This window comes from Frateuria sp. GZRe14 (assembly GCF_051900395.1).
In the GTDB taxonomy this organism is placed as follows: domain Bacteria; phylum Pseudomonadota; class Gammaproteobacteria; order Xanthomonadales; family Rhodanobacteraceae; genus Frateuria_A; species Frateuria_A edaphi.
In genome coordinates this window covers 1081853-1098816 of record NZ_JBHZGJ010000001.1, presented here as the reverse complement: position 1 = coordinate 1098816, position 16964 = coordinate 1081853, and the positions used below count along the sequence as shown (strand labels likewise).

The window sequence follows — 16964 nt, the reverse complement described above, 5'->3', positions numbered from 1 at the left end:
TATAGGTAGCGTCTGATGCGCGACCGGCGCGCGGGAAGGATATGCTGCGTCAGCGCGACACCATGCCGCACCGTCATGCGCCATTGCACACCGACCCACCGGAGGCCGCCGTGAAACCCTCGCCCGCCCGCCTTGCCCCGCTCATCGCCCTGTTGCTCGCCGCCCCGGCGATGGCGGCCCAACCGGCCCAACCGCTGGCCTTCGCCTCGATCGACCAATTGCAGCAGCAGATGGACGCCGGCACGCTGGACAGTCGTACGCTGGCGCGGCAGTTCCTCGACCGCATCGCGCAGCTCGACCAGGCCGGGCCCACGCTGCGGTCGGTGATCGAAACCAATCCGGACGCGCTCAAGCTTGCCGCGGCGCTGGATGCCGGGCGCGCCAAGGCCAAGCGCGGGCCGCTGTACGGCGTGCCGGTGCTGCTCAAGGACAACATCGACACCGGCGACCGCATGCTCACGACCGCCGGCTCGCTGGCGCTCACCGACGCTCCGGCGCCCCGCGACGCGGGACTGGTCGAGCGGCTGCGCAAGGCCGGCGCGCTGGTGCTGGGCAAGACCAACCTGAGCGAGTGGGCCAACTTCCGTTCCAACCACGCCAGCAGCGGCTGGAGCGGTCGCGGCGGGCAGACGAAGAACCCCTACGTGCTCGATCGCAACCCATGCGGTTCCAGCGCCGGTTCCGGCGCGGCGGTGGCGGCGGGCCTGGTGACCGTGGCGATCGGCACCGAGACGGACGGCTCGATCATCTGTCCGGCCGCTAGCAACGGCATCGTCGGCATCAAGCCGACGCTGGGCCTGGTCAGCCGCAGCGGCGTCGTGCCGATCGCGCACAGCCAGGACACCGCCGGCCCGATGGCGCGCAGCGTGGCCGACGCCGCGGCGCTGCTGAGCGTGATCGCGGGCAGCGATCCGCGCGATCCGGCCACGGCCGAGGCCGACAAGCACGCCACCGACTACACCCGCTTCCTCGACCCCAACGGCCTCAAGGGCAAGCGCATCGGCGTGGTGCGCCAGCTCGCCGGCGCCGAGCCCAATGCCGATCGCGTGCTCGAGCAGGCGATCGCGCTGATGAAGGCACAGGGCGCGGTCATCGTGGACCCGGTAACCGTGCCCCACCTGGCGGATCTGGGGGGACCGGAAATGACCGTGCTGCTGTACGAGTTCAAGCACGACATCAATGCCTATCTCGCCACGCGACCGAACCTCAAGGTGAAGACGCTGGCCGACCTGATCGCGTTCGACAAGGCGCATGCCGAACAGGAGATGCCCTGGTTCGACCAGGAACTGTTCGAACAAGCGCAGGGCAAGGGTCCGCTGACCGATAAGAACTACACCGATGCGCTGGCCAAGGCGAAACGGCTGGCCGGGCCCGAGGGCATCGACGCGGCGCTGACCAAGGACCACCTGGACGCCCTGCTCGCACCGTCCTGGGGACCGGCCTTCGTCACCGACCCGGTGCTCGGCGACCACATCGTCAGCGGCGATCCGACCGTGGGTGGCGCGTCGCAGCCCGCGGCGGTGGCGGGCTATCCATCCATCACCGTGCCAGCGGGATTCGCGCACGACCTGCCGGTCGGCATCGTGCTGTTCGGCGCCAGGTGGAGCGAGCCCACGCTGATCTCGATCGCCTACGGCTTCGAGCAGCATGCCCGGGCCTGGCAGCCGCCGCGCTTCCTGGATACGGTGGGCGGCAAGTCGGTGGCGGGCTTGCCCTGAGCGCCGTGCAGCCGCGCCTGCAAAGCACGTTGACCTGCCCGCGTTGTGGGCATCGGTCGGTGGAAACCATGCCGACCGACGCCTGCCTGTTCTTCCACGACTGCCCCGGCTGCGGTGCGTTGCTCAAGCCGAAGCCCGGCGACTGCTGCGTGTTCTGCTCCTGGGGCGACGTGCCGTGCCCGCCGGTCCAGGCCCAAAAGGGATGTTGCCGATGAGGGAACCGTCGAGCCCGACGGCGGTCTGACACCGGCCTCCCTGGCAAGGACATGGCCATGCACGCTTTTTCGCGCTTCCTGCTGCGCAACCGCGGCTTCTTTCTTTTTCTGCTCGGCATGCTGATGTTCCGCAGCGCGCTGGCCGACTGGAACACCGTTCCCACCGGTTCGATGCAACCGACCATCCGCATCGGCGACCGCATCGTGGTCGACCGGATGGCCTACGACCTGCGGCTGCCGTTCACCCATGTCTCCCTGCTGCACCGGGCGGACCCGCAGCGCGGAGACATCGTGATCATCGACTCCGCCGCGACCGGCGAGCGGCTGGTCAAGCGCGTGATCGGCCTGCCGGGCGATACCGTCGCGCTGCGCGGCAACGTGCTCTACGTCAACGGGCACGCGGCACGTTACCAGCCCGCCCGCGTGGCAGGCATCGCGGCGGACCGGGCGCTACCGGCCAGCTATGCGGTGGAATCGCTGGACGGACCCGGCCATCTCGTCCGGCTGTCGCGCTACCTGCCGAGCCCCGCCAGCAACTACGGCCCCGTCACCGTAACGGCGGGGCATTACCTCGCCATGGGGGACAACCGCGACGACAGCTATGACTCGCGGTTCTTCGGTTTCGTACCCCGCGAGGAGATCGTCGGTCGGGCGCGTTTCGTGGCCTTGTCGCTCGATCCGGCGAGGCACGGCCTGCCCCGGGCAGATCGGTGGGGATTGACACTGCACTAGCGCAACAGTCGCTGCAGGCGTGAGCGAGCTGGTCGGCCGTCCGCAGCCTACCGAGGCTCCTCGTAGGCGCCCGGGCAAGAGCGGGCTTTCCCTTTTGCTTTTCCCTTTATTGAACGAAAGGACCTCAACGCCCTTCGGTCAACCCCCTTTCCTCCATGGGCGGGATGACTGGGCAATCATGCGACAGGCCGGCATCAGCCGCCGGCACCCTCGGACTTGCGCACGATAAGCATGGCCAGCTCCAGCGACTGCTCGTAATTGAGCCTTGGATCGACCATCGACTTGTACGCGCGCTTGAGATCCGACTCGGACAGGTCGCGCGCGCCGCCCATGCATTCGGTGACATCCTCACCGGTCAGTTCCAGATGCACACCGCCCAGCCGCGTGCCGGACGCCGCATGGATGTCGAATGCCTGGTCAAGCTCGCCACGGATATTGTCGAAGCGGCGAGTCTTGTAGCCGTTGGAAGTGCTTTCGGTATTGCCGTGCATCGGATCGGCCACCCACAGCACACGCCGCCCCTCGCGCCTGACCGCCTCCAGCAGCGGCGGCAGCGCACGGGCGATGCCGGCGTTGCCCATGCGATGGATCAGGGTCAACCGTCCGGGTTCGTCGTGCGGGTTGAGCGCGTCGATCAGCGGTAGCAACTGATCGGCGGTGACCGAAGGACCGACCTTCACCGCGACCGGGTTGCGGATACCGCGGAAGTACTCCACGTGCGCACCGTCCAGCGCAGCCGTGCGCATGCCGATCCAGGGGAAGTGCGTGGACAGGTTGAACCAGCCGGGATTGCGCGGCACCTCGCGGGTCAGTGCTTGCTCGTAGTGCAGCAGCAGCGCCTCGTGCGAGGTGAAAAAATCCACCCGCGAAAAGCTGGCAATGGGGCCGGCGAGGGTTTCCATGAAGCGCAGCGAGTCGCCGATGGCGGCGACCATGCGCCGGTAGTCGGCGGCCAGCGGTGAATGCTCGACCCAGGCCAGATCCCAGTATTCGGGATGATGCAGGTCGGCAAAGCCGCCGTCGATCAGGGCACGCACGAAGTTCATGGTCAACGCGGAGTGCGCATGGGCCTGGATCAATCGCTGCGGATCGGCGCGGCGCGCCTCGGCGGTGAAGGCCGGACCGTTGACCACGTCGCCGCGAAAACTGGGGAGCGTCACGCCGTCGCGCGTCTCCGTGTCGGCCGAACGCGGCTTGGCGTACTGGCCTGCGAACCGGCCAACGCGCAGCACGGGTTTCTTCAGCCCATGCACGAGCACCAGGCTCATCTGCAACAAGACCTTGAGCCGGTTGGAAATCACCGGACTGGTGCAGTCTGCGAAACTCTCGGCGCAGTCGCCGCCTTGCAGCAGGAACCGCTCGCCGTCTTGCGCTTCGGCCAAGGCCTGCTTGAGCGCAAGCACTTCCCAGGAAGTCACCAGGGGCGGCAGCGCGGCCAGTTGCGTCGTGGCCCGCGCCAGTTCCGCCGCATCCAGGTATTGCGGCTGCTGCAATGCCACGCGTCGCTGCCACGATGCCGGTGTCCAGTCTGCGGGCAGTTCGGCCAATCGGTTCGGTCGGTTGTTCACGAGGATGTCCGGTCAGCTATTGCGGCGACGCGCGGTGGCGACGAGTGCGAGGATCGCCAACAGCACGAACCACAGCAGGGTCCAGGCGGGCATCGGCAGTCCGAGAACAGGCTCGACCTTGGCGCATTCGCCCGAGCCGGTAAACACCATGCGCAGCACCTGCGCGAACGGGAAGGCGTCGAACATGTAATCGAGCGGTGGCCCGCACGAAGGCACCTGGTCGGCCGGCAGCGACTGGATCCACAAATGCCGACCCGCCACGGCGATGCCCCACAAGGCCCCCGTCAACACACCGGCGGTGTACATCCAACGCAGCCCCCGCCGCGGCGCGTGCAGTGCGCCGATCAGGAAGAAAACTGCCATCACCAGGAAGCCGATGCGCTGGAAGATGCACAGCGGGCAGGGGACAAGCCCCCACGCGTACTCGGTGTACAGCGCAAAGCCGAGCAGGGCCGCGCAGACGACGAAGCCCAAGAGGAAGCTGATGCGGTACGACCAGTGCAGAGGGTTCATGGCGGATTGTTGCGTTGCGGAAAGTCGACATTACCCGCTTGCCGGGGCGCTGTCAGCAAGCGGTCCCGAAAAACAAAAAACCCCGGCAGGTTGCCCGGCCAGGGTTTCGTGTTTGGACGTCTGGACGCCCGAATATCAGGAGGCTTACTCGGCCTCGGCCGCCGTGGCGTTCTGCGGGCGGTCGACCAGCTCCACGTAGGCCATCGGGGCATTGTCGCCCGGGCGGAAGCCGCACTTGAGAATGCGCAGGTAGCCGCCGGGACGCTCGCGGTAGCGCGGGCCCAGTTCGACGAACAGCTTGCCCACGGCTTCCTTGTCGCGCAGGCGCGAGAAGGCGAGGCGGCGGTTGGCGACGCCATCGGCCTTGGCCAGCGTGATCAGCGGCTCGGCGACGCGGCGCAGTTCCTTGGCCTTGGGCAGGGTGGTGCGAATCAGCTCATGCTTGATCAGCGAGGCGGCCATGTTCTTGAACATGGCTTCGCGGTGCGAGCTGGTGCGATTGAGCTTGCGGCCCGATTTCTGGTGGCGCATGGTGAGAACTCTCTTCAGTCTGTTGTTATGAAAAACCGGCGGTTGTGTCCGGCTTTCCGCGGTTGCCCGCTGTTCCGAGCCCTTTGAGAACAGGCTCTCGTGAGAAGTGCGACCATGAATGGCCGTCTATTGCTCTGGCGATCGCAAGGACCGCTTGGGACCAAGCAGGTCCCACAACGGGCGGTCAAAACGACCGCTCAACAAGGACTGGCACGAACCGGTCGGAACCCGCCAGCTTGAAACGCCGGCGGCGATCTCGCGATCGCCGCCGCAAACATCAACCCAGCTGCATGCCGTGCGAAAGGCCCGGCGGCGGCCAGTTTTCCAACTTCATGCCGAGAGCCAGACCGCGCGAACCGAGCACGTCCTTGATCTCGGTGAGCGACTTCTTGCCCAGGTTGGGAGTCTTGAGAAGCTCGACTTCGGTCTTCTGCACCAGGTCGCCGATGTAGTAGATGCTCTCGGCCTTGAGGCAGTTGGCCGAACGCACGGTCAGCTCCAGGTCGTCGATCGGGCGCAGCAGCAGCGGGTCGAAACCGCCCTTCTCCGCCTTGTCCGAAGCGCTCTCGCGACGCGAGAAATCGCCGAACACCGACAGCTGGTCGTTGAGGATCTCGGCGGCCTTGCGGACCGCGTCTTCCGCACCGATGGTGCCGTTGGTCTCGATGTCGAGCACCAGTTTGTCGAGGTTGGTGCGCTGTTCCACGCGCGCCGCGTCGACCTCATAGGCCACACGCAGCACCGGAGCGAAGGAGGCATCGAGCTGCAGGCGGCCGATCGGACGCGCTTCGTCGTCCGGATGCTGGCGCGCGCTGGCCGGCTGGTAGCCGACGCCGCGACGCACCTTCAGGCGCATGTTGAGCGCGATGTCCTTGGTCAGGTGGCAGATCACGTGTTCGGGATTGACGATTTCCACGGTATGGTCGACGACGATGTCGCCGGCCGTGACCACGCCTTTGCCCTTCTTCGACAGGGTCAGGGTGACCTCGTCGCCGGAGTGCTGACGGATGGCCACGTCCTTGAGGTTGAGCAGGACTTCGATCACGTCCTCCTGCAGACCTTCAAGGGTGGTGTACTCGTGCAGCACGCCATCGATCTCCACTTCGATGATGGCGCTGCCCGGGATCGACGAGAGCAGCACGCGGCGCAGCGCGTTGCCCAGGGTGTGGCCGAAGCCACGCTCGAGCGGCTCCACCACCACCTTGGCGCGGTTGGCTCCGAGCTGCTCGACGCTGAGGCCACGAGGCCGCAGCACACTAGTTGACGAAACTGCCATGCAGGGCTCCGGTAATTACTTCGAATACAGCTCGACGATCAGGGCTTCGTTGATGTCCGACGGCAGATCGCCGCGGTCGGGCATCGACTTGAAGGTGCCAGTGAACTTCTTGGCATCGACTTCGAGCCAGATCGGACGCAGGTCCATGGTGTCGAACACGGTCGCCGCTTCCTGCACGCGCAGCTGGCTGCGGGCGCGCTCGGTCAGCGCAACCTCGTCGCCAGGCTTGACCTGGTACGAAGGGATGTTGACCTTCTTGCCGTTGACCAGCACCGCCTTGTGGGCGACGAGCTGGCGGGCCTGGGCGCGGGTCACCGCGAAGCCCATGCGGTAGACGACGTTGTCCAGACGGCTCTCGAGCAGGCGCAGCAGATTCTCACCGGTGTTGCCCTTGAGGGTCGACGCCTTGGTGTAGTAGTTGCTGAACTGGCGCTCGAGCACGCCATAGATGCGCTTGACCTTCTGCTTCTCGCGCAGCTGGACGGCGTAGTCGGACATGCGCATGCGCTTGTTGGCGCCATGCTGGCCGGGCTTGTTTTCAAGCTTGCACTTGGAGTCCAGCGCACGCGCCGGGCTCTTCAGGCTGAGATCCGCACCCTCGCGGCGGGCGAGCTTGCAGGTAGCTCCACGATAACGGGCCATGGGTTACTCCTTAGACTCGACGCTTCTTGGGGGGACGGCAGCCGTTATGCGGGATCGGCGTGACATCGATGATGTTCAGGACCTTGTAACCCAGCGCGTTCAGCGAACGCACGGCCGACTCGCGGCCCGGGCCGGGGCCCTTGATTCGGACTTCCACGGTCTTCACGCCGTAATCGCCGGCCGCGCGGCCAGCCTTCTCGGCAGCGACCTGGGCAGCGAACGGGGTGGACTTGCGCGAACCGCGGAAACCCGCGCCGCCGGCAGTCGCCCACGACAGCGCGTTGCCCTGGCGGTCGGTGATGGTGACGATGGTGTTGTTGAAGGAGGCCTGCACGTGGGCCACGGCATCCGTGACAACGCGCTTGATCTTCTTCTTGGTCTTGACAGGCTTGGCCATAATTGGAATCCGTTACTTCTTGATCGCGCGACGCGGACCCTTGCGGGTGCGTGCATTGGTACGCGTGCGCTGACCGCGCACCGGCAGGCCGCGACGGTGGCGCAGGCCACGATAGGTGCCCAGGTCCATCAGGCGCTTGATGGCGATACCCACCTCACGGCGGAGGTCGCCCTCGACAACGTACTTGCCGATTTCGTGGCGGAGCTTCTCCACCTCGCCCTCGCTGAGGGATTTGATCGGCGTGGTCGGAACCACCCCGGCATCCGCACAGACCTTCTTGGCCCGGCTGCGGCCGATGCCGTAGATGCTCTGCAGGCCAACCCAGACATGCTTCTGGACCGGCAAATTGACACCCGCGATGCGCGCCATGATGTACTTTCTCCGATGCGTTTCTTGCGCGGTAAACGCGCAATTTTAACCTGAATTACCCTAACAGGAAAGCCCTGCGGCGCTGTGCCGCCCGCCTTCCGACGTGACCCGCCTCCACCGCCCCAGCAGCCACTAGCTGCGGCGGAGGTTAGCCTTCTTGAGCAGACTTTCGTACTGATGGCTGACCAGATGCGCCTGCACCTGGGCGGTAAAGTCCATGACCACCACCACGATGATCAGCAGCGATGTGCCGCCGAAATAGAACGGAACGTGCCAGTAGTTCTGCATGAACGTGGGCACCAGGCACACCAGCACCAGGTAAATCGCACCCACGCCCGTCAGCCTGGTCATCACGCCGTCGATGTACTCGCCGGTGGCCCGGCCCGGACGGATACCCGGGATCAGTGCACCCGACCGCTTGAGGTTGTCGGCCGTTTCCTGCGAGTTGAAGACGATCGCCGTATAGAAGAAGGCGAACACGATCACCAGTACCGCGTAGACGATCTCGTACAGCGGCTGGCCCGGAGCGATCGCCTGGGTCAGGCTCTGCAGCCAGCGCGACTGGTGACCGGCACCGAACCAGCTCACCGCGGTCGCCGGAAACATCAGCAGACTCGAGGCGAAGATCGGCGGGATCACGCCCGACATGTTGATCTTCAGCGGCAGGTGCGAGGTCTGGTTCATGTACGCCCGCTGCCCACCGGACCGCCTTGCGTAATTCACGGTGATGCGCCGCTGGGCGCGCTCCATGAACACCACGAAGGCAGTTACCGCCAGCACCAGACCCACCACCATGATCAGGCGCAGCACCGACAACTCGCCATTGCTGGCCATGCCCAGGGTGCTGGACACCGCGCCGGGGAGACCCGCCACGATGCCGGCGAAGATCAGCAGCGAAATCCCGTTGCCGATACCGCGCTCGGTGATCTGCTCGCCCAGCCACATCAGGAACATCGAACCGGCGGTGAGACCGACGACCGACGCCAGGATGAAGCCGAAACCGGGGGTATAGACCACCGGCGCACCGCCCGCAGCCGTCTGAGACTGCAGCGCCGCGGCGATACCGAATGCCTGGAACGCGGACAGACCCACCGTACCGAAGCGCGTGTACATGGTCATCGTGCGACGACCCGCCTCGCCTTCTTTGCGCAGCGCCTGAAGGCTCGGTACCACCGAACCCATCATCTGCACCACGATCGACGCGGAGATGTACGGCACCACGCCTAGCGCGAACACCGAGAAGCGCTGGAGCGACCCGCCGGAGAACATGTTGAACATGTTCAGCAGGCCACCGCCGCCCTGGATCAGGCGCGTCATGGCTTCCGGGTTGACGCCCGGCACCGGAATGAACGAGCCAAGACGGAAGACGACCAGCGCACCGATCACGAAGAAGATGCGCTGGCGGAGTTCCGTCAGCTTGCCGAGCGCGCCGAGCGCATTGCCCTGGGCTTGCGCCACCGTCTTACTCCACGCTGCCGCCGGCAGCCTCGATGGCCGCCTTGGCACCGGCCGTGGCGAGCACGCCGGAGAGCTTGACCGCGCGGCCGATTTCGCCCTTGGCGACGACCTTGATCTTCTTCGCCTTGCTGTCGACCAGACCCGCCTGGTGCAGCGCGATCGGGTCGATCACGTCCGCCTTCAGGTTGGCAAGCTGGTACAGGAACACTTCCTGGCTCTCGGCCTTCTTCTTCGAGCGGAAGCCGACCTTGGGCAGGCGACGCTGCAGCGGCATCTGGCCGCCTTCGAAGCCGAACTTGTGGGTGCCGCCGGCGCGGGCGTGCTGACCCTTGTGGCCGCGGCCGGCAGTCTTGCCCAGGCCCGAACCGATACCGCGACCGACGCGCAGGCGCGTCTTGCGCGCACCGGCAGCCGGCTTGATGTCGTTGAGACGCATGATGATTACTCCTCGACCCGGACCAGGTAATAGACCGTGTTGATCAGGCCACGCACCTGCGGGCTGTCCTTCAGTTCACGGACATCATTGAGCTTGTTCAGACCCAGCGCCTTGACGCTGAGACGGTGACGCCCCTGCACGCCGCGCAGGCCCTTGACCAGGCGCACGCGCACGGTGGCGGCGGTGTCGTTGTTCTTAGCCATTGCCCATCACCTCTTCCACGGTCTTGCCACGCTTGGCGGCGATGCGCTTCGGCGAGGCGATCGCCTGCAGGCCCTTGATGGTGGCGCGCACCAGATTGATCGGGTTGCGCGAACCGACCGCCTTGGCCAGCACGTTCTTGACGCCGACCACTTCCAGCACGGCACGCATGGCGCCGCCCGCGATCACGCCGGTACCCTCGGCAGCCGGCTGCATGAACACGCGAGCCGCGCCGTGGTTGGCCTTGATGGCGTACCACAGGGTGCCGTTGTTCAGGTCGATGCTCACCATGTTGCGGCGGGCACGGTCCATCGCCTTGGAGATGGCAACCGGCACTTCACGCGCCTTGCCATAGCCGAAACCGACCTTGCCTTCGCCGTCGCCGACCACGGTCAGCGCAGTGAAGCTCATCTGGCGGCCACCCTTGACGGTCTTGGCCACGCGGTTGACGGCAATCAGCTTCTCGAGCAGGCCGTCCGAATTTTCGCGATCGTTCGAAGACATTTCTCTATTCCGTGTGCCCGGACCATCCGGGACTTTTGCTTGCGGCTTGGCCGCTTGTTGTTGTGTGTGGTGCTACGGGACCAGGAGCAATCGCTCCCGGTTCCTCAGAATTTCAGGCCCGCTTCGCGCGCCGCATCGGCCAGGGCCTGGATGCGACCGTGATAACGGAAGCCGGAGCGGTCAAAGGCGACCGACTCGATACCCGCGGCGAGCGCACGCTCGGCCACGGCCTTGCCCACCGCCGCGGCGGCGGTCAGGTTCTTGGTGCCCTTCAGCCCTTCGGCCACCGACTTCTGCACGGTGGAGGCAGCCGCCACGACCTTTTCGCCGGAGGCGTCGAACACCTGGGCGTAAAGATGCTGACCGGTGCGATGGACCGACAGGCGGGCCACGGCGAGCTTGCGGATGTGGGCGCGCGTGGACTTGGCGCGACGCAGGCGGGATTCGTTCTTGTTCATCTGTCTGTTCCTCGAAAGCGGATCGGCGGTAGTTACGCAGTGCTCTTGTGAGTAGTGCGGCCATGGATGGCCGCTCCCACACGCAGGGAAAGCGTACTCAAGCCTTCTTGGCTTCCTTCAGGGTGATCTTCTCGCCGGCATAGCGCACGCCCTTGCCCTTGTAGGGTTCCGGCGGACGGAAGCCACGGATCTTGGCGGCAACTTCGCCGACGCGCTGCTTGTCCGTACCCTTGATCAGGATCTCGGTCTGCGTCGGGGTCTCGAGCGTGATGCCTTCAGGCGCGTTGAACACCACCGGGTGCGAAAAGCCCAGGCTGAGGTTCAGCGCCTTGCCGGCCATCGAGGCGCGATAGCCCACGCCGACCAGCTCGAGCTTGCGCTCGTAGCCGTCGGACACGCCCTTGACCATGTTGGCCAGCAAGGCGCGCGCGGTACCGCCGAACTTGTCGTCGGCGCCGTCGGCGAGCGTGATGTTGGCGACGCCGTCATTGACGGCCACCGACACGCCCGGCAGGACATGAATCGACAGCGTGCCCTTCGGGCCCTTGACGGAAATGCCGCTGGCGTCGGACTTAAGTTCCACGCCCTTGGGCAGATTGATCGGTTGTTTGGCAACGCGGGACATGGAAACTCCTTACGCCACTTGGCCGATGACTTCGCCGCCCAGACCCTTGGCGCGGGCCTGTGCATCGGTCATCAGACCGGCGGAAGTCGAAATGATCGAGATACCCATGCCGCCGAGCACCTTCGGCAGCTCGTCCTTGCCGCGATACACGCGCAGGCCGGAGCGGGAAACACGGGAGATGGCCTCGATGGCCGGGCGGCCTTCGAAATACTTGAGCTTGATCTCGAGCACCGGCTTGCCTTCCTGGGCGGAAGACTTGGCGTCGAGGATGTAGCCCTCGTTCTTGAGGAGGTTGGCGATCGCCAACTTCAGCTTCGACGACGGCATGCTTACGGCCTGCTTGCCCGAGAGCTGGGCATTGCGGATGCGCGTAAACAGATCGGCGATGGGATCAGTCATGCTCATGAAAACATCCTTCAGAGTGCACCGATATCCGATAAAACCGGAAATCAATCAAATTGTGAGCTGACAAAAAGCAGCCAGCCTGCGTTGCGCAGACCGACGACTATAGCAGCTATTTCCACTTTTAGCGAACATCGGCGCGATTTATGCACCGGGCAGCCGCGAAGGCGGCCTGCGGAGTGGCGGGCGCAAGGACGCCCGCCGCCTGGAGACTTACCAGCTGGCCTTGCGCAGGCCCGGCACGTCGCCGCGCATGGTCGCTTCGCGCAGCTTGTTGCGGCCCAGGCCGAACTTGCGGTACACGCCGCGCGGACGACCGGACAGTTCGCAGCGGTTGCGCTGGCGCACCGGGCTGGCGTCGCGCGGCAGCTTCTGCAACTTGGTCTGCGCGTCCATCTTCTCGTCGTACGAGGCGTTCGGGTTCACCACGATCGCCTTCAGTTCGGCGCGCTTGGCGGCGTACTTCTTGACGAGCTTGGTCCGCTTGATGTCGCGGTTGACCATCGAGGTCTTTGCCATTGCGTTTCTCTCGCTCTTAAGTTCGGCGCGATCAGTTGCGGAACGGGAAGCTGAAGGCTTCCAGCAGCGCCTTGGCTTCTTCGTCGGTCTTGGCGGTGGTGGTGATGGAAATATCCATGCCACGCATCGCGTCGATCGCGTCGAAGTCGATTTCCGGGAAGATGATCTGTTCCTTGATGCCGAAGTTGTAGTTGCCACGGCCATCGAAGGCGCGACCGGACACACCGCGGAAGTCGCGGGTACGCGGCAGCGAGATGTTGATCAGGCGATCCAGGAATTCCCACATGTTGGCGCGACGCAAGGTGACCTTGCAGCCGATCGGCCAGCCGTCGCGGATCTTGAACGAGGCCACGGACACGCGCGCCTTGGTCGTGATCGGCTTCTGACCGGCGATCTTGGTCATGTCGGCCACGGCGTTCTCAAGAATCTTCTTGTTGCCGGCAGCCTCGCCCACACCCATGTTCAGGGTGATCTTGGTGATGCGCGGAACCTGCATCACGTTCTCGTAGCCGAACCGCTCGGTGAGCTTCGGAACGACCTGTTCTTTGTAAAAACTTTCAAGGCGCGTCATGACATTTGTTCCTTACACGTCCAGCTGTTCGCCATTGGAGCGGAACACGCGGACCTTGCGCCCATCCTCGAGCGTCTTGGCACTCACGCGCTCACCCTTGCCCGTGGCGGGGTTGAACGGCTGCACATTGGAGATGTGGATCGAAGCCTCGCGCTCGACGATGCCGCCGGCCTGGTTGGCCTGCGGGTTCGGCTTCGTGTGGCGCTTGACGATGTTCGCGTTGGACACGAACACGCGGTCACCATCCACGCGCAGCACGTCACCGCGCTGACCCTTGTTCTTGCCGGCGATCACGAGGACCTGATCACCCTTGCGGATACGGTTCATGGTTCTTATCTCCGCTCAAAGCACTTCGGGCGCGAGGGAGACGATCTTCATGAACTTCTCGCCGCGCAGCTCACGCGTGACCGGCCCGAAGATGCGGGTGCCGATCGGCTCGAGCTTGTTGTTGAGGAGCACCGCTGCATTGCCGTCGAAACGGATCAGCGAGCCATCGGCGCGGCGCACGCCCTTGGCGGTACGCACCACCACGGCGTTGTAGACCTCGCCCTTCTTTACCTTGCCGCGCGGAATCGCATCCTTCACGGTGACCTTGATCACGTCACCGATCGCGGCGTAGCGACGGTGGGAACCGCCGAGCACCTTGATGCACATCAGTTCCTTGGCGCCGCTGTTGTCGGCCGCGGAAAGCGTGCTCTGCATCTGGATCATGTCTGCACCCTCCTCAGACGGCCGCGCGCGTGACGATTTCGACCACGCGGTGATGCTTGGTCTTGGACAGCGGACGGCACTCGGTGATGCGCACCAGGTCGCCCTCGTTCGCACCGATGTCGTCCTGCGCGTGCAGCTTGGTCGACCGGCGGATGATCTTGCCCAGCAGGCCGTGCTGCACCTGGCGCTCGATCAGGACGGTGACCGTCTTGTTCATCTTGTTGCTGATGACGCGACCCTCGAGGGTACGCGCCTGCTTCTGGTTGTCGCTCATGTCGGCGGTCCCTTACTTCTTCGTGCCGAGCACGAACTTCGTGCGGGCGATGTCGCGCCGGACGCGGCGCAGCTGGTGCGGCTGGCTGAGCTGGCCGGTACCCTTCTGCATGCGCAGGTTGAACTGCTCCTTGCGCAGGTCCAGCAGGTGCTGCTTCAGCTCGTCGGCCGACTTGGTGTTCAGATCGTTGGTGGCCATCACATCACCGCCCGGGTCACGAATTGGGTCTGCACCGAGAGCTTGGCGGCGGCCAGGCGGAACGCTTCGCGCGCCGTGGTCTCGTCGACGCCCTCGATTTCATAGAGCATGCGGCCCGGTTGGATCGGGGCGACCCAGAACTCGACGCCGCCCTTGCCGGCACCCATACGCACTTCGATGGGCTTCTTGGTGATCGGCTTGTCCGGGAACACGCGGATCCACAACTTGCCGCCACGCTTGACGAAACGGGTGATGCAACGACGGGCCGCCTCGATCTGGCGCGCGGTCAGCGCGCCGTGGGTGGTCGCCTTCAGGCCGTACTCGCCAAAGCTGACGAGGTTCGAGCACTGGGCCAGGCCATCGTTGCGGCCCTTGAACTGCTTGCGGTATTTGGTTCGCTTCGGTTGCAACATGGCAACTCTCCTTACTTCGCCGTCCGCTCGCGGCGGCCTTCACCGCCCTCGCGACGCGATTCACGACGACCCTCGCCACCTTCGCGGCGCGGCTGCGACTGCTCGTCCTTCGACTCCTGCGACGCTGCCGCCAGATCGAAGATCTCGCCCTTGTAGACCCACACCTTGATGCCGATGATGCCGTAGGTGGTCTTCGCCTCGGCAAAACCGTAGTCGATGTCGGCACGCAGGGTGTGCAGCGGCACGCGGCCCTCTCGGCTCCACTCGGAACGGGCGATCTCAGCGCCGTTCAGACGGCCGGACACGTTGATCTTGATACCCAGGGCGCCCAGGCGCATCGCGTTGCCGACGGCGCGCTTCATGGCGCGCCGGAACATGATGCGGCGCTCCAGCTGCTGGGCGATCGACTCGGCCACCAGCTGGGCGTCGAGTTCGGGCTTACGCACTTCGTTGACATTGATGTGCGCCGGGACGCCCATCATGTCGCTGACTTCCTTGCGCAGCTTCTCGATGTCCTCACCCTTCTTGCCGATCACCACGCCCGGGCGGGCGGTGTGGATCGTCACGCGGGCGGTCTTGGCCGGACGCTCAATCTGGATCTTGGAGATGCCAGCCTGTGCCAGCTTCTTGCGCAGCATCTCGCGGACCTTGAGGTCAGCCGCGAGGTACTTGGCGTAATCGCCCTTGTTGGCGTACCACTTCGAATTCCAGTCCTTGGCGATGCCGAGGCGGATACCGGTGGGATGAACTTTATGACCCATCGTCTTCTGTCCTCTTTACTCGCCGACGACCACGGTGATGTGGCTGGTGCGCTTCAGGATGCGAGAACCGCGACCCTTGGCGCGGGCAAACATGCGCTTCATCGACGGACCTTCGTCCACGAAGATGCGCGAGACCTTCAGTTCGTCGACGTCGGCGCCCAGGTTGTTCTCGGCGTTGGCGACGGCCGAGAGCAGCACCTTGCGGACAAGGTGGGCGGCCTTCTTGTTGGTGAACTGGAGCACGTCGCTGGCGCGGCCGACGGGCATGCCGCGGACCAGGTCAGCCACCAGGCGTGCCTTCTGCGCCGAGATGCGGGCGCTGCGCAGGATCGCTTTGGCTTCGGTGCTCATCTTACTTGCCCTTCTTGTCGCCGCCGTGGCCCTTGAAAGTACGGGTCACCGCGAACTCGCCGAGCTTGTGCCCGACCATGTTCTCGTTGATCAGTACCGGCACGTGCTGGCGACCGTTGTGGATGGCGATGGTCAGGCCCACCATTTCGGGCAGGATCATCGAGCGGCGCGACCAGGTCTTGATCGGACGCTTGTTGTTGGCGGAAACGGCGGCTTCCACCTTCTTTGCGAGGTGCAGGTCGATGAACGGACCTTTCTTTAGGGAGCGCGGCATGATCGTTTCCTGTTACTTGCGACGACGCACGATGAACTGCTGCGTGCGCTTGTTGTTGCGGGTCTTGTAGCCCTTGGTCGGCGTACCCCACGGGCTGACCGGATGACGGCCGCCGGAGGTACGGCCTTCACCACCGCCATGCGGATGGTCGACCGGGTTCATCACCACGCCGCGCACGGTCGGGCGGATGCCCTTCCAGCGCTTGGCACCGGCCTTGCCCAGCTTCTTCAGGCTGTGCTCGGAATTGCCGACTTCACCGATGGTGGCGCGGCAATCGACCGGCACGCGGCGCATTTCGCCGGAGCGCAGGCGCAGCGTGGCGTAGCCGGATTCGCGGGCGACCAGCTGCACGGAGGCGCCGGCGCTGCGGGCGATCTGCGCGCCCTTGCCTGCCTTCATCTCGATGCAGTGGATGGTCGAACCGACCGGGATGGCGCGCAGCGGCAGGCTGTTGCCGGCCTTGATCGGCGCGTCGGAACCGGACACCAGGCGGTCACCCACCGCCACGCCCTTCGGCGCGATGATGTAGCGGCGCTCGCCATCGGCGTAGCACAGCAGCGCGATATGCGCGGTGCGGTTCGGATCGTATTCGATGCGCTCGACCTTGGCGGCAATGCCTTCCTTGTCGCGCTTGAAATCGATGATGCGGTAGGCCTGCTTGTGACCACCGCCGCGGTGGCGCGTGGTGATGCGACCGTAGTGGTTGCGGCCACCCGTCTTGGACTGCGATTCGGTCAACGGCGCGTACGGCGCGCCCTTGTGCAGGCCTTCGGTGCGGACGCTGACGGAGTCGCGGCGGCCCGGCGAGGTCGGCTTGTGAGTGATCAGTGCCATCTCAATTCAACTC

The 16964-nt window shown here is 65.1% G+C and carries 28 protein-coding genes; 3 read left to right on the top strand and 25 right to left on the bottom strand.

Translation table 11 applies throughout. The annotated features are described in order from the left end of the window. Positions 1 to 110: 110 nt before the first annotated feature. The 3 genes from ACFWZ1_RS05020 to lepB are packed head-to-tail and all read left to right on the top strand — an operon-like array spanning position 111 to position 2665. Positions 111 to 1718: an amidase gene (locus ACFWZ1_RS05020; protein WP_439665629.1), complete on the top strand. Its 1608-nt coding sequence runs from the start codon at positions 111 to 113 to the stop codon at positions 1716 to 1718. 5 nt (positions 1719 to 1723) lie between these two features. Next, positions 1724 to 1933, top strand: a complete 210-nt coding sequence (locus tag ACFWZ1_RS05015) for a GDCCVxC domain-containing (seleno)protein (protein ID WP_439665628.1) — start codon at positions 1724 to 1726, stop codon at positions 1931 to 1933. A 57-nt stretch (positions 1934 to 1990) separates the two neighbouring features. After that, positions 1991 to 2665 (top strand): signal peptidase I, encoded by a 675-nt coding sequence (lepB, locus tag ACFWZ1_RS05010; RefSeq protein ID WP_439665627.1) that lies wholly within the window; start codon positions 1991 to 1993, stop codon positions 2663 to 2665. A gap of 194 nt (positions 2666 to 2859) precedes the next feature. Here lepB and ACFWZ1_RS05005 read toward each other — a convergent pair whose 3' ends face one another. The 25 genes from ACFWZ1_RS05005 to rplB all read right to left on the bottom strand — a co-directional run bounded on the left by ACFWZ1_RS05005 (position 2860) and on the right by rplB (position 16951). Next, positions 2860 to 4233, bottom strand: a complete 1374-nt coding sequence (locus ACFWZ1_RS05005; RefSeq protein WP_231324180.1) for a class II 3-deoxy-7-phosphoheptulonate synthase — start codon at positions 4231 to 4233, stop codon at positions 2860 to 2862. 12 nt (positions 4234 to 4245) lie between these two features. Then, positions 4246 to 4746: a disulfide bond formation protein B gene (locus tag ACFWZ1_RS05000; RefSeq protein WP_231324178.1), complete on the bottom strand. Its 501-nt coding sequence runs from the start codon at positions 4744 to 4746 to the stop codon at positions 4246 to 4248. Positions 4747 to 4890: 144 nt separating this feature from the next. After that, on the bottom strand, positions 4891 to 5277 hold the full coding sequence (gene rplQ, locus ACFWZ1_RS04995; RefSeq protein WP_231324176.1) for a 50S ribosomal protein L17: 387 nt from the start codon (positions 5275 to 5277) through the stop codon (positions 4891 to 4893). 277 nt (positions 5278 to 5554) lie between these two features. Next, positions 5555 to 6553 carry a DNA-directed RNA polymerase subunit alpha gene (locus ACFWZ1_RS04990; protein ID WP_091340547.1) on the bottom strand — a complete coding sequence of 333 codons (999 nt, stop codon included), beginning with the start codon at positions 6551 to 6553 and terminating at the stop codon, positions 5555 to 5557. Between the two features lie 15 nt (positions 6554 to 6568). Then, positions 6569 to 7195 carry a 30S ribosomal protein S4 gene (gene rpsD, locus ACFWZ1_RS04985; protein ID WP_231324174.1) on the bottom strand — a complete coding sequence of 209 codons (627 nt, stop codon included), beginning with the start codon at positions 7193 to 7195 and terminating at the stop codon, positions 6569 to 6571. A gap of 10 nt (positions 7196 to 7205) precedes the next feature. Continuing rightward, complete coding sequence (gene rpsK / locus ACFWZ1_RS04980) at positions 7206 to 7592, bottom strand: 30S ribosomal protein S11 (protein ID WP_007513384.1); 387 nt, start codon at positions 7590 to 7592, stop codon at positions 7206 to 7208. 12 nt (positions 7593 to 7604) lie between these two features. Continuing rightward, entirely contained in the window at positions 7605 to 7961 is a 357-nt protein-coding gene (gene rpsM / locus ACFWZ1_RS04975; RefSeq protein WP_231324173.1) for a 30S ribosomal protein S13, read from the bottom strand. A 132-nt stretch (positions 7962 to 8093) separates the two neighbouring features. Further along, positions 8094 to 9419, bottom strand: coding sequence for a preprotein translocase subunit SecY (secY, locus tag ACFWZ1_RS04970; protein WP_231324172.1), 1326 nt, complete (start codon positions 9417 to 9419; stop codon positions 8094 to 8096). 4 nt (positions 9420 to 9423) lie between these two features. Next, positions 9424 to 9861, bottom strand: a complete 438-nt coding sequence (gene rplO, locus ACFWZ1_RS04965; protein ID WP_175483825.1) for a 50S ribosomal protein L15 — start codon at positions 9859 to 9861, stop codon at positions 9424 to 9426. Further along, positions 9861 to 10058: a 50S ribosomal protein L30 gene (gene rpmD, locus ACFWZ1_RS04960; protein ID WP_209619607.1), complete on the bottom strand. Its 198-nt coding sequence runs from the start codon at positions 10056 to 10058 to the stop codon at positions 9861 to 9863. Before rpmD ends, rplO begins: the two co-directional genes overlap by 1 nt. Further along, the gene (gene rpsE, locus ACFWZ1_RS04955; protein WP_209619603.1) at positions 10051 to 10560 is read right to left on the bottom strand and encodes a 30S ribosomal protein S5; all 510 of its coding nucleotides are present in this window, start codon (positions 10558 to 10560) and stop codon (positions 10051 to 10053) included. Before rpsE ends, rpmD begins: the two co-directional genes overlap by 8 nt. A 104-nt stretch (positions 10561 to 10664) precedes the next feature. After that, positions 10665 to 11018, bottom strand: coding sequence for a 50S ribosomal protein L18 (gene rplR, locus ACFWZ1_RS04950; protein WP_231324171.1), 354 nt, complete (start codon positions 11016 to 11018; stop codon positions 10665 to 10667). 97 nt (positions 11019 to 11115) lie between these two features. Next, positions 11116 to 11643: a 50S ribosomal protein L6 gene (gene rplF / locus ACFWZ1_RS04945; RefSeq protein ID WP_231324170.1), complete on the bottom strand. Its 528-nt coding sequence runs from the start codon at positions 11641 to 11643 to the stop codon at positions 11116 to 11118. 9 nt (positions 11644 to 11652) lie between these two features. After that, on the bottom strand, positions 11653 to 12048 hold the full coding sequence (gene rpsH, locus ACFWZ1_RS04940) for a 30S ribosomal protein S8 (protein ID WP_231324169.1): 396 nt from the start codon (positions 12046 to 12048) through the stop codon (positions 11653 to 11655). Between the two features lie 210 nt (positions 12049 to 12258). Beyond that, complete coding sequence (gene rpsN / locus ACFWZ1_RS04935; protein WP_439665626.1) at positions 12259 to 12564, bottom strand: 30S ribosomal protein S14; 306 nt, start codon at positions 12562 to 12564, stop codon at positions 12259 to 12261. A gap of 31 nt (positions 12565 to 12595) precedes the next feature. Then, entirely contained in the window at positions 12596 to 13135 is a 540-nt protein-coding gene (rplE, locus tag ACFWZ1_RS04930) for a 50S ribosomal protein L5 (RefSeq protein ID WP_091340520.1), read from the bottom strand. Positions 13136 to 13147: 12 nt separating this feature from the next. Continuing rightward, entirely contained in the window at positions 13148 to 13462 is a 315-nt protein-coding gene (rplX, locus tag ACFWZ1_RS04925; RefSeq protein ID WP_231324167.1) for a 50S ribosomal protein L24, read from the bottom strand. A 15-nt stretch (positions 13463 to 13477) separates the two neighbouring features. Beyond that, entirely contained in the window at positions 13478 to 13846 is a 369-nt protein-coding gene (gene rplN / locus ACFWZ1_RS04920; protein ID WP_231324166.1) for a 50S ribosomal protein L14, read from the bottom strand. A 13-nt stretch (positions 13847 to 13859) separates the two neighbouring features. Further along, positions 13860 to 14120: a 30S ribosomal protein S17 gene (rpsQ, locus tag ACFWZ1_RS04915; RefSeq protein WP_231324165.1), complete on the bottom strand. Its 261-nt coding sequence runs from the start codon at positions 14118 to 14120 to the stop codon at positions 13860 to 13862. A 12-nt stretch (positions 14121 to 14132) separates the two neighbouring features. Next, positions 14133 to 14318 carry a 50S ribosomal protein L29 gene (rpmC, locus tag ACFWZ1_RS04910; protein WP_091340512.1) on the bottom strand — a complete coding sequence of 62 codons (186 nt, stop codon included), beginning with the start codon at positions 14316 to 14318 and terminating at the stop codon, positions 14133 to 14135. Continuing rightward, complete coding sequence (gene rplP, locus ACFWZ1_RS04905) at positions 14318 to 14731, bottom strand: 50S ribosomal protein L16 (protein WP_136259088.1); 414 nt, start codon at positions 14729 to 14731, stop codon at positions 14318 to 14320. Before rplP ends, rpmC begins: the two co-directional genes overlap by 1 nt. Positions 14732 to 14742: 11 nt before the next feature. After that, on the bottom strand, positions 14743 to 15492 hold the full coding sequence (rpsC, locus tag ACFWZ1_RS04900; protein ID WP_231324164.1) for a 30S ribosomal protein S3: 750 nt from the start codon (positions 15490 to 15492) through the stop codon (positions 14743 to 14745). A gap of 15 nt (positions 15493 to 15507) precedes the next feature. After that, positions 15508 to 15843: a 50S ribosomal protein L22 gene (gene rplV, locus ACFWZ1_RS04895; protein ID WP_209619580.1), complete on the bottom strand. Its 336-nt coding sequence runs from the start codon at positions 15841 to 15843 to the stop codon at positions 15508 to 15510. 1 nt (position 15844) lies between these two features. After that, the gene (rpsS, locus tag ACFWZ1_RS04890; protein WP_091340502.1) at positions 15845 to 16117 is read right to left on the bottom strand and encodes a 30S ribosomal protein S19; all 273 of its coding nucleotides are present in this window, start codon (positions 16115 to 16117) and stop codon (positions 15845 to 15847) included. A gap of 12 nt (positions 16118 to 16129) precedes the next feature. Further along, positions 16130 to 16951, bottom strand: a complete 822-nt coding sequence (gene rplB, locus ACFWZ1_RS04885; RefSeq protein WP_231324163.1) for a 50S ribosomal protein L2 — start codon at positions 16949 to 16951, stop codon at positions 16130 to 16132. Between the last annotated feature and the right edge of the window lie 13 nt (positions 16952 to 16964).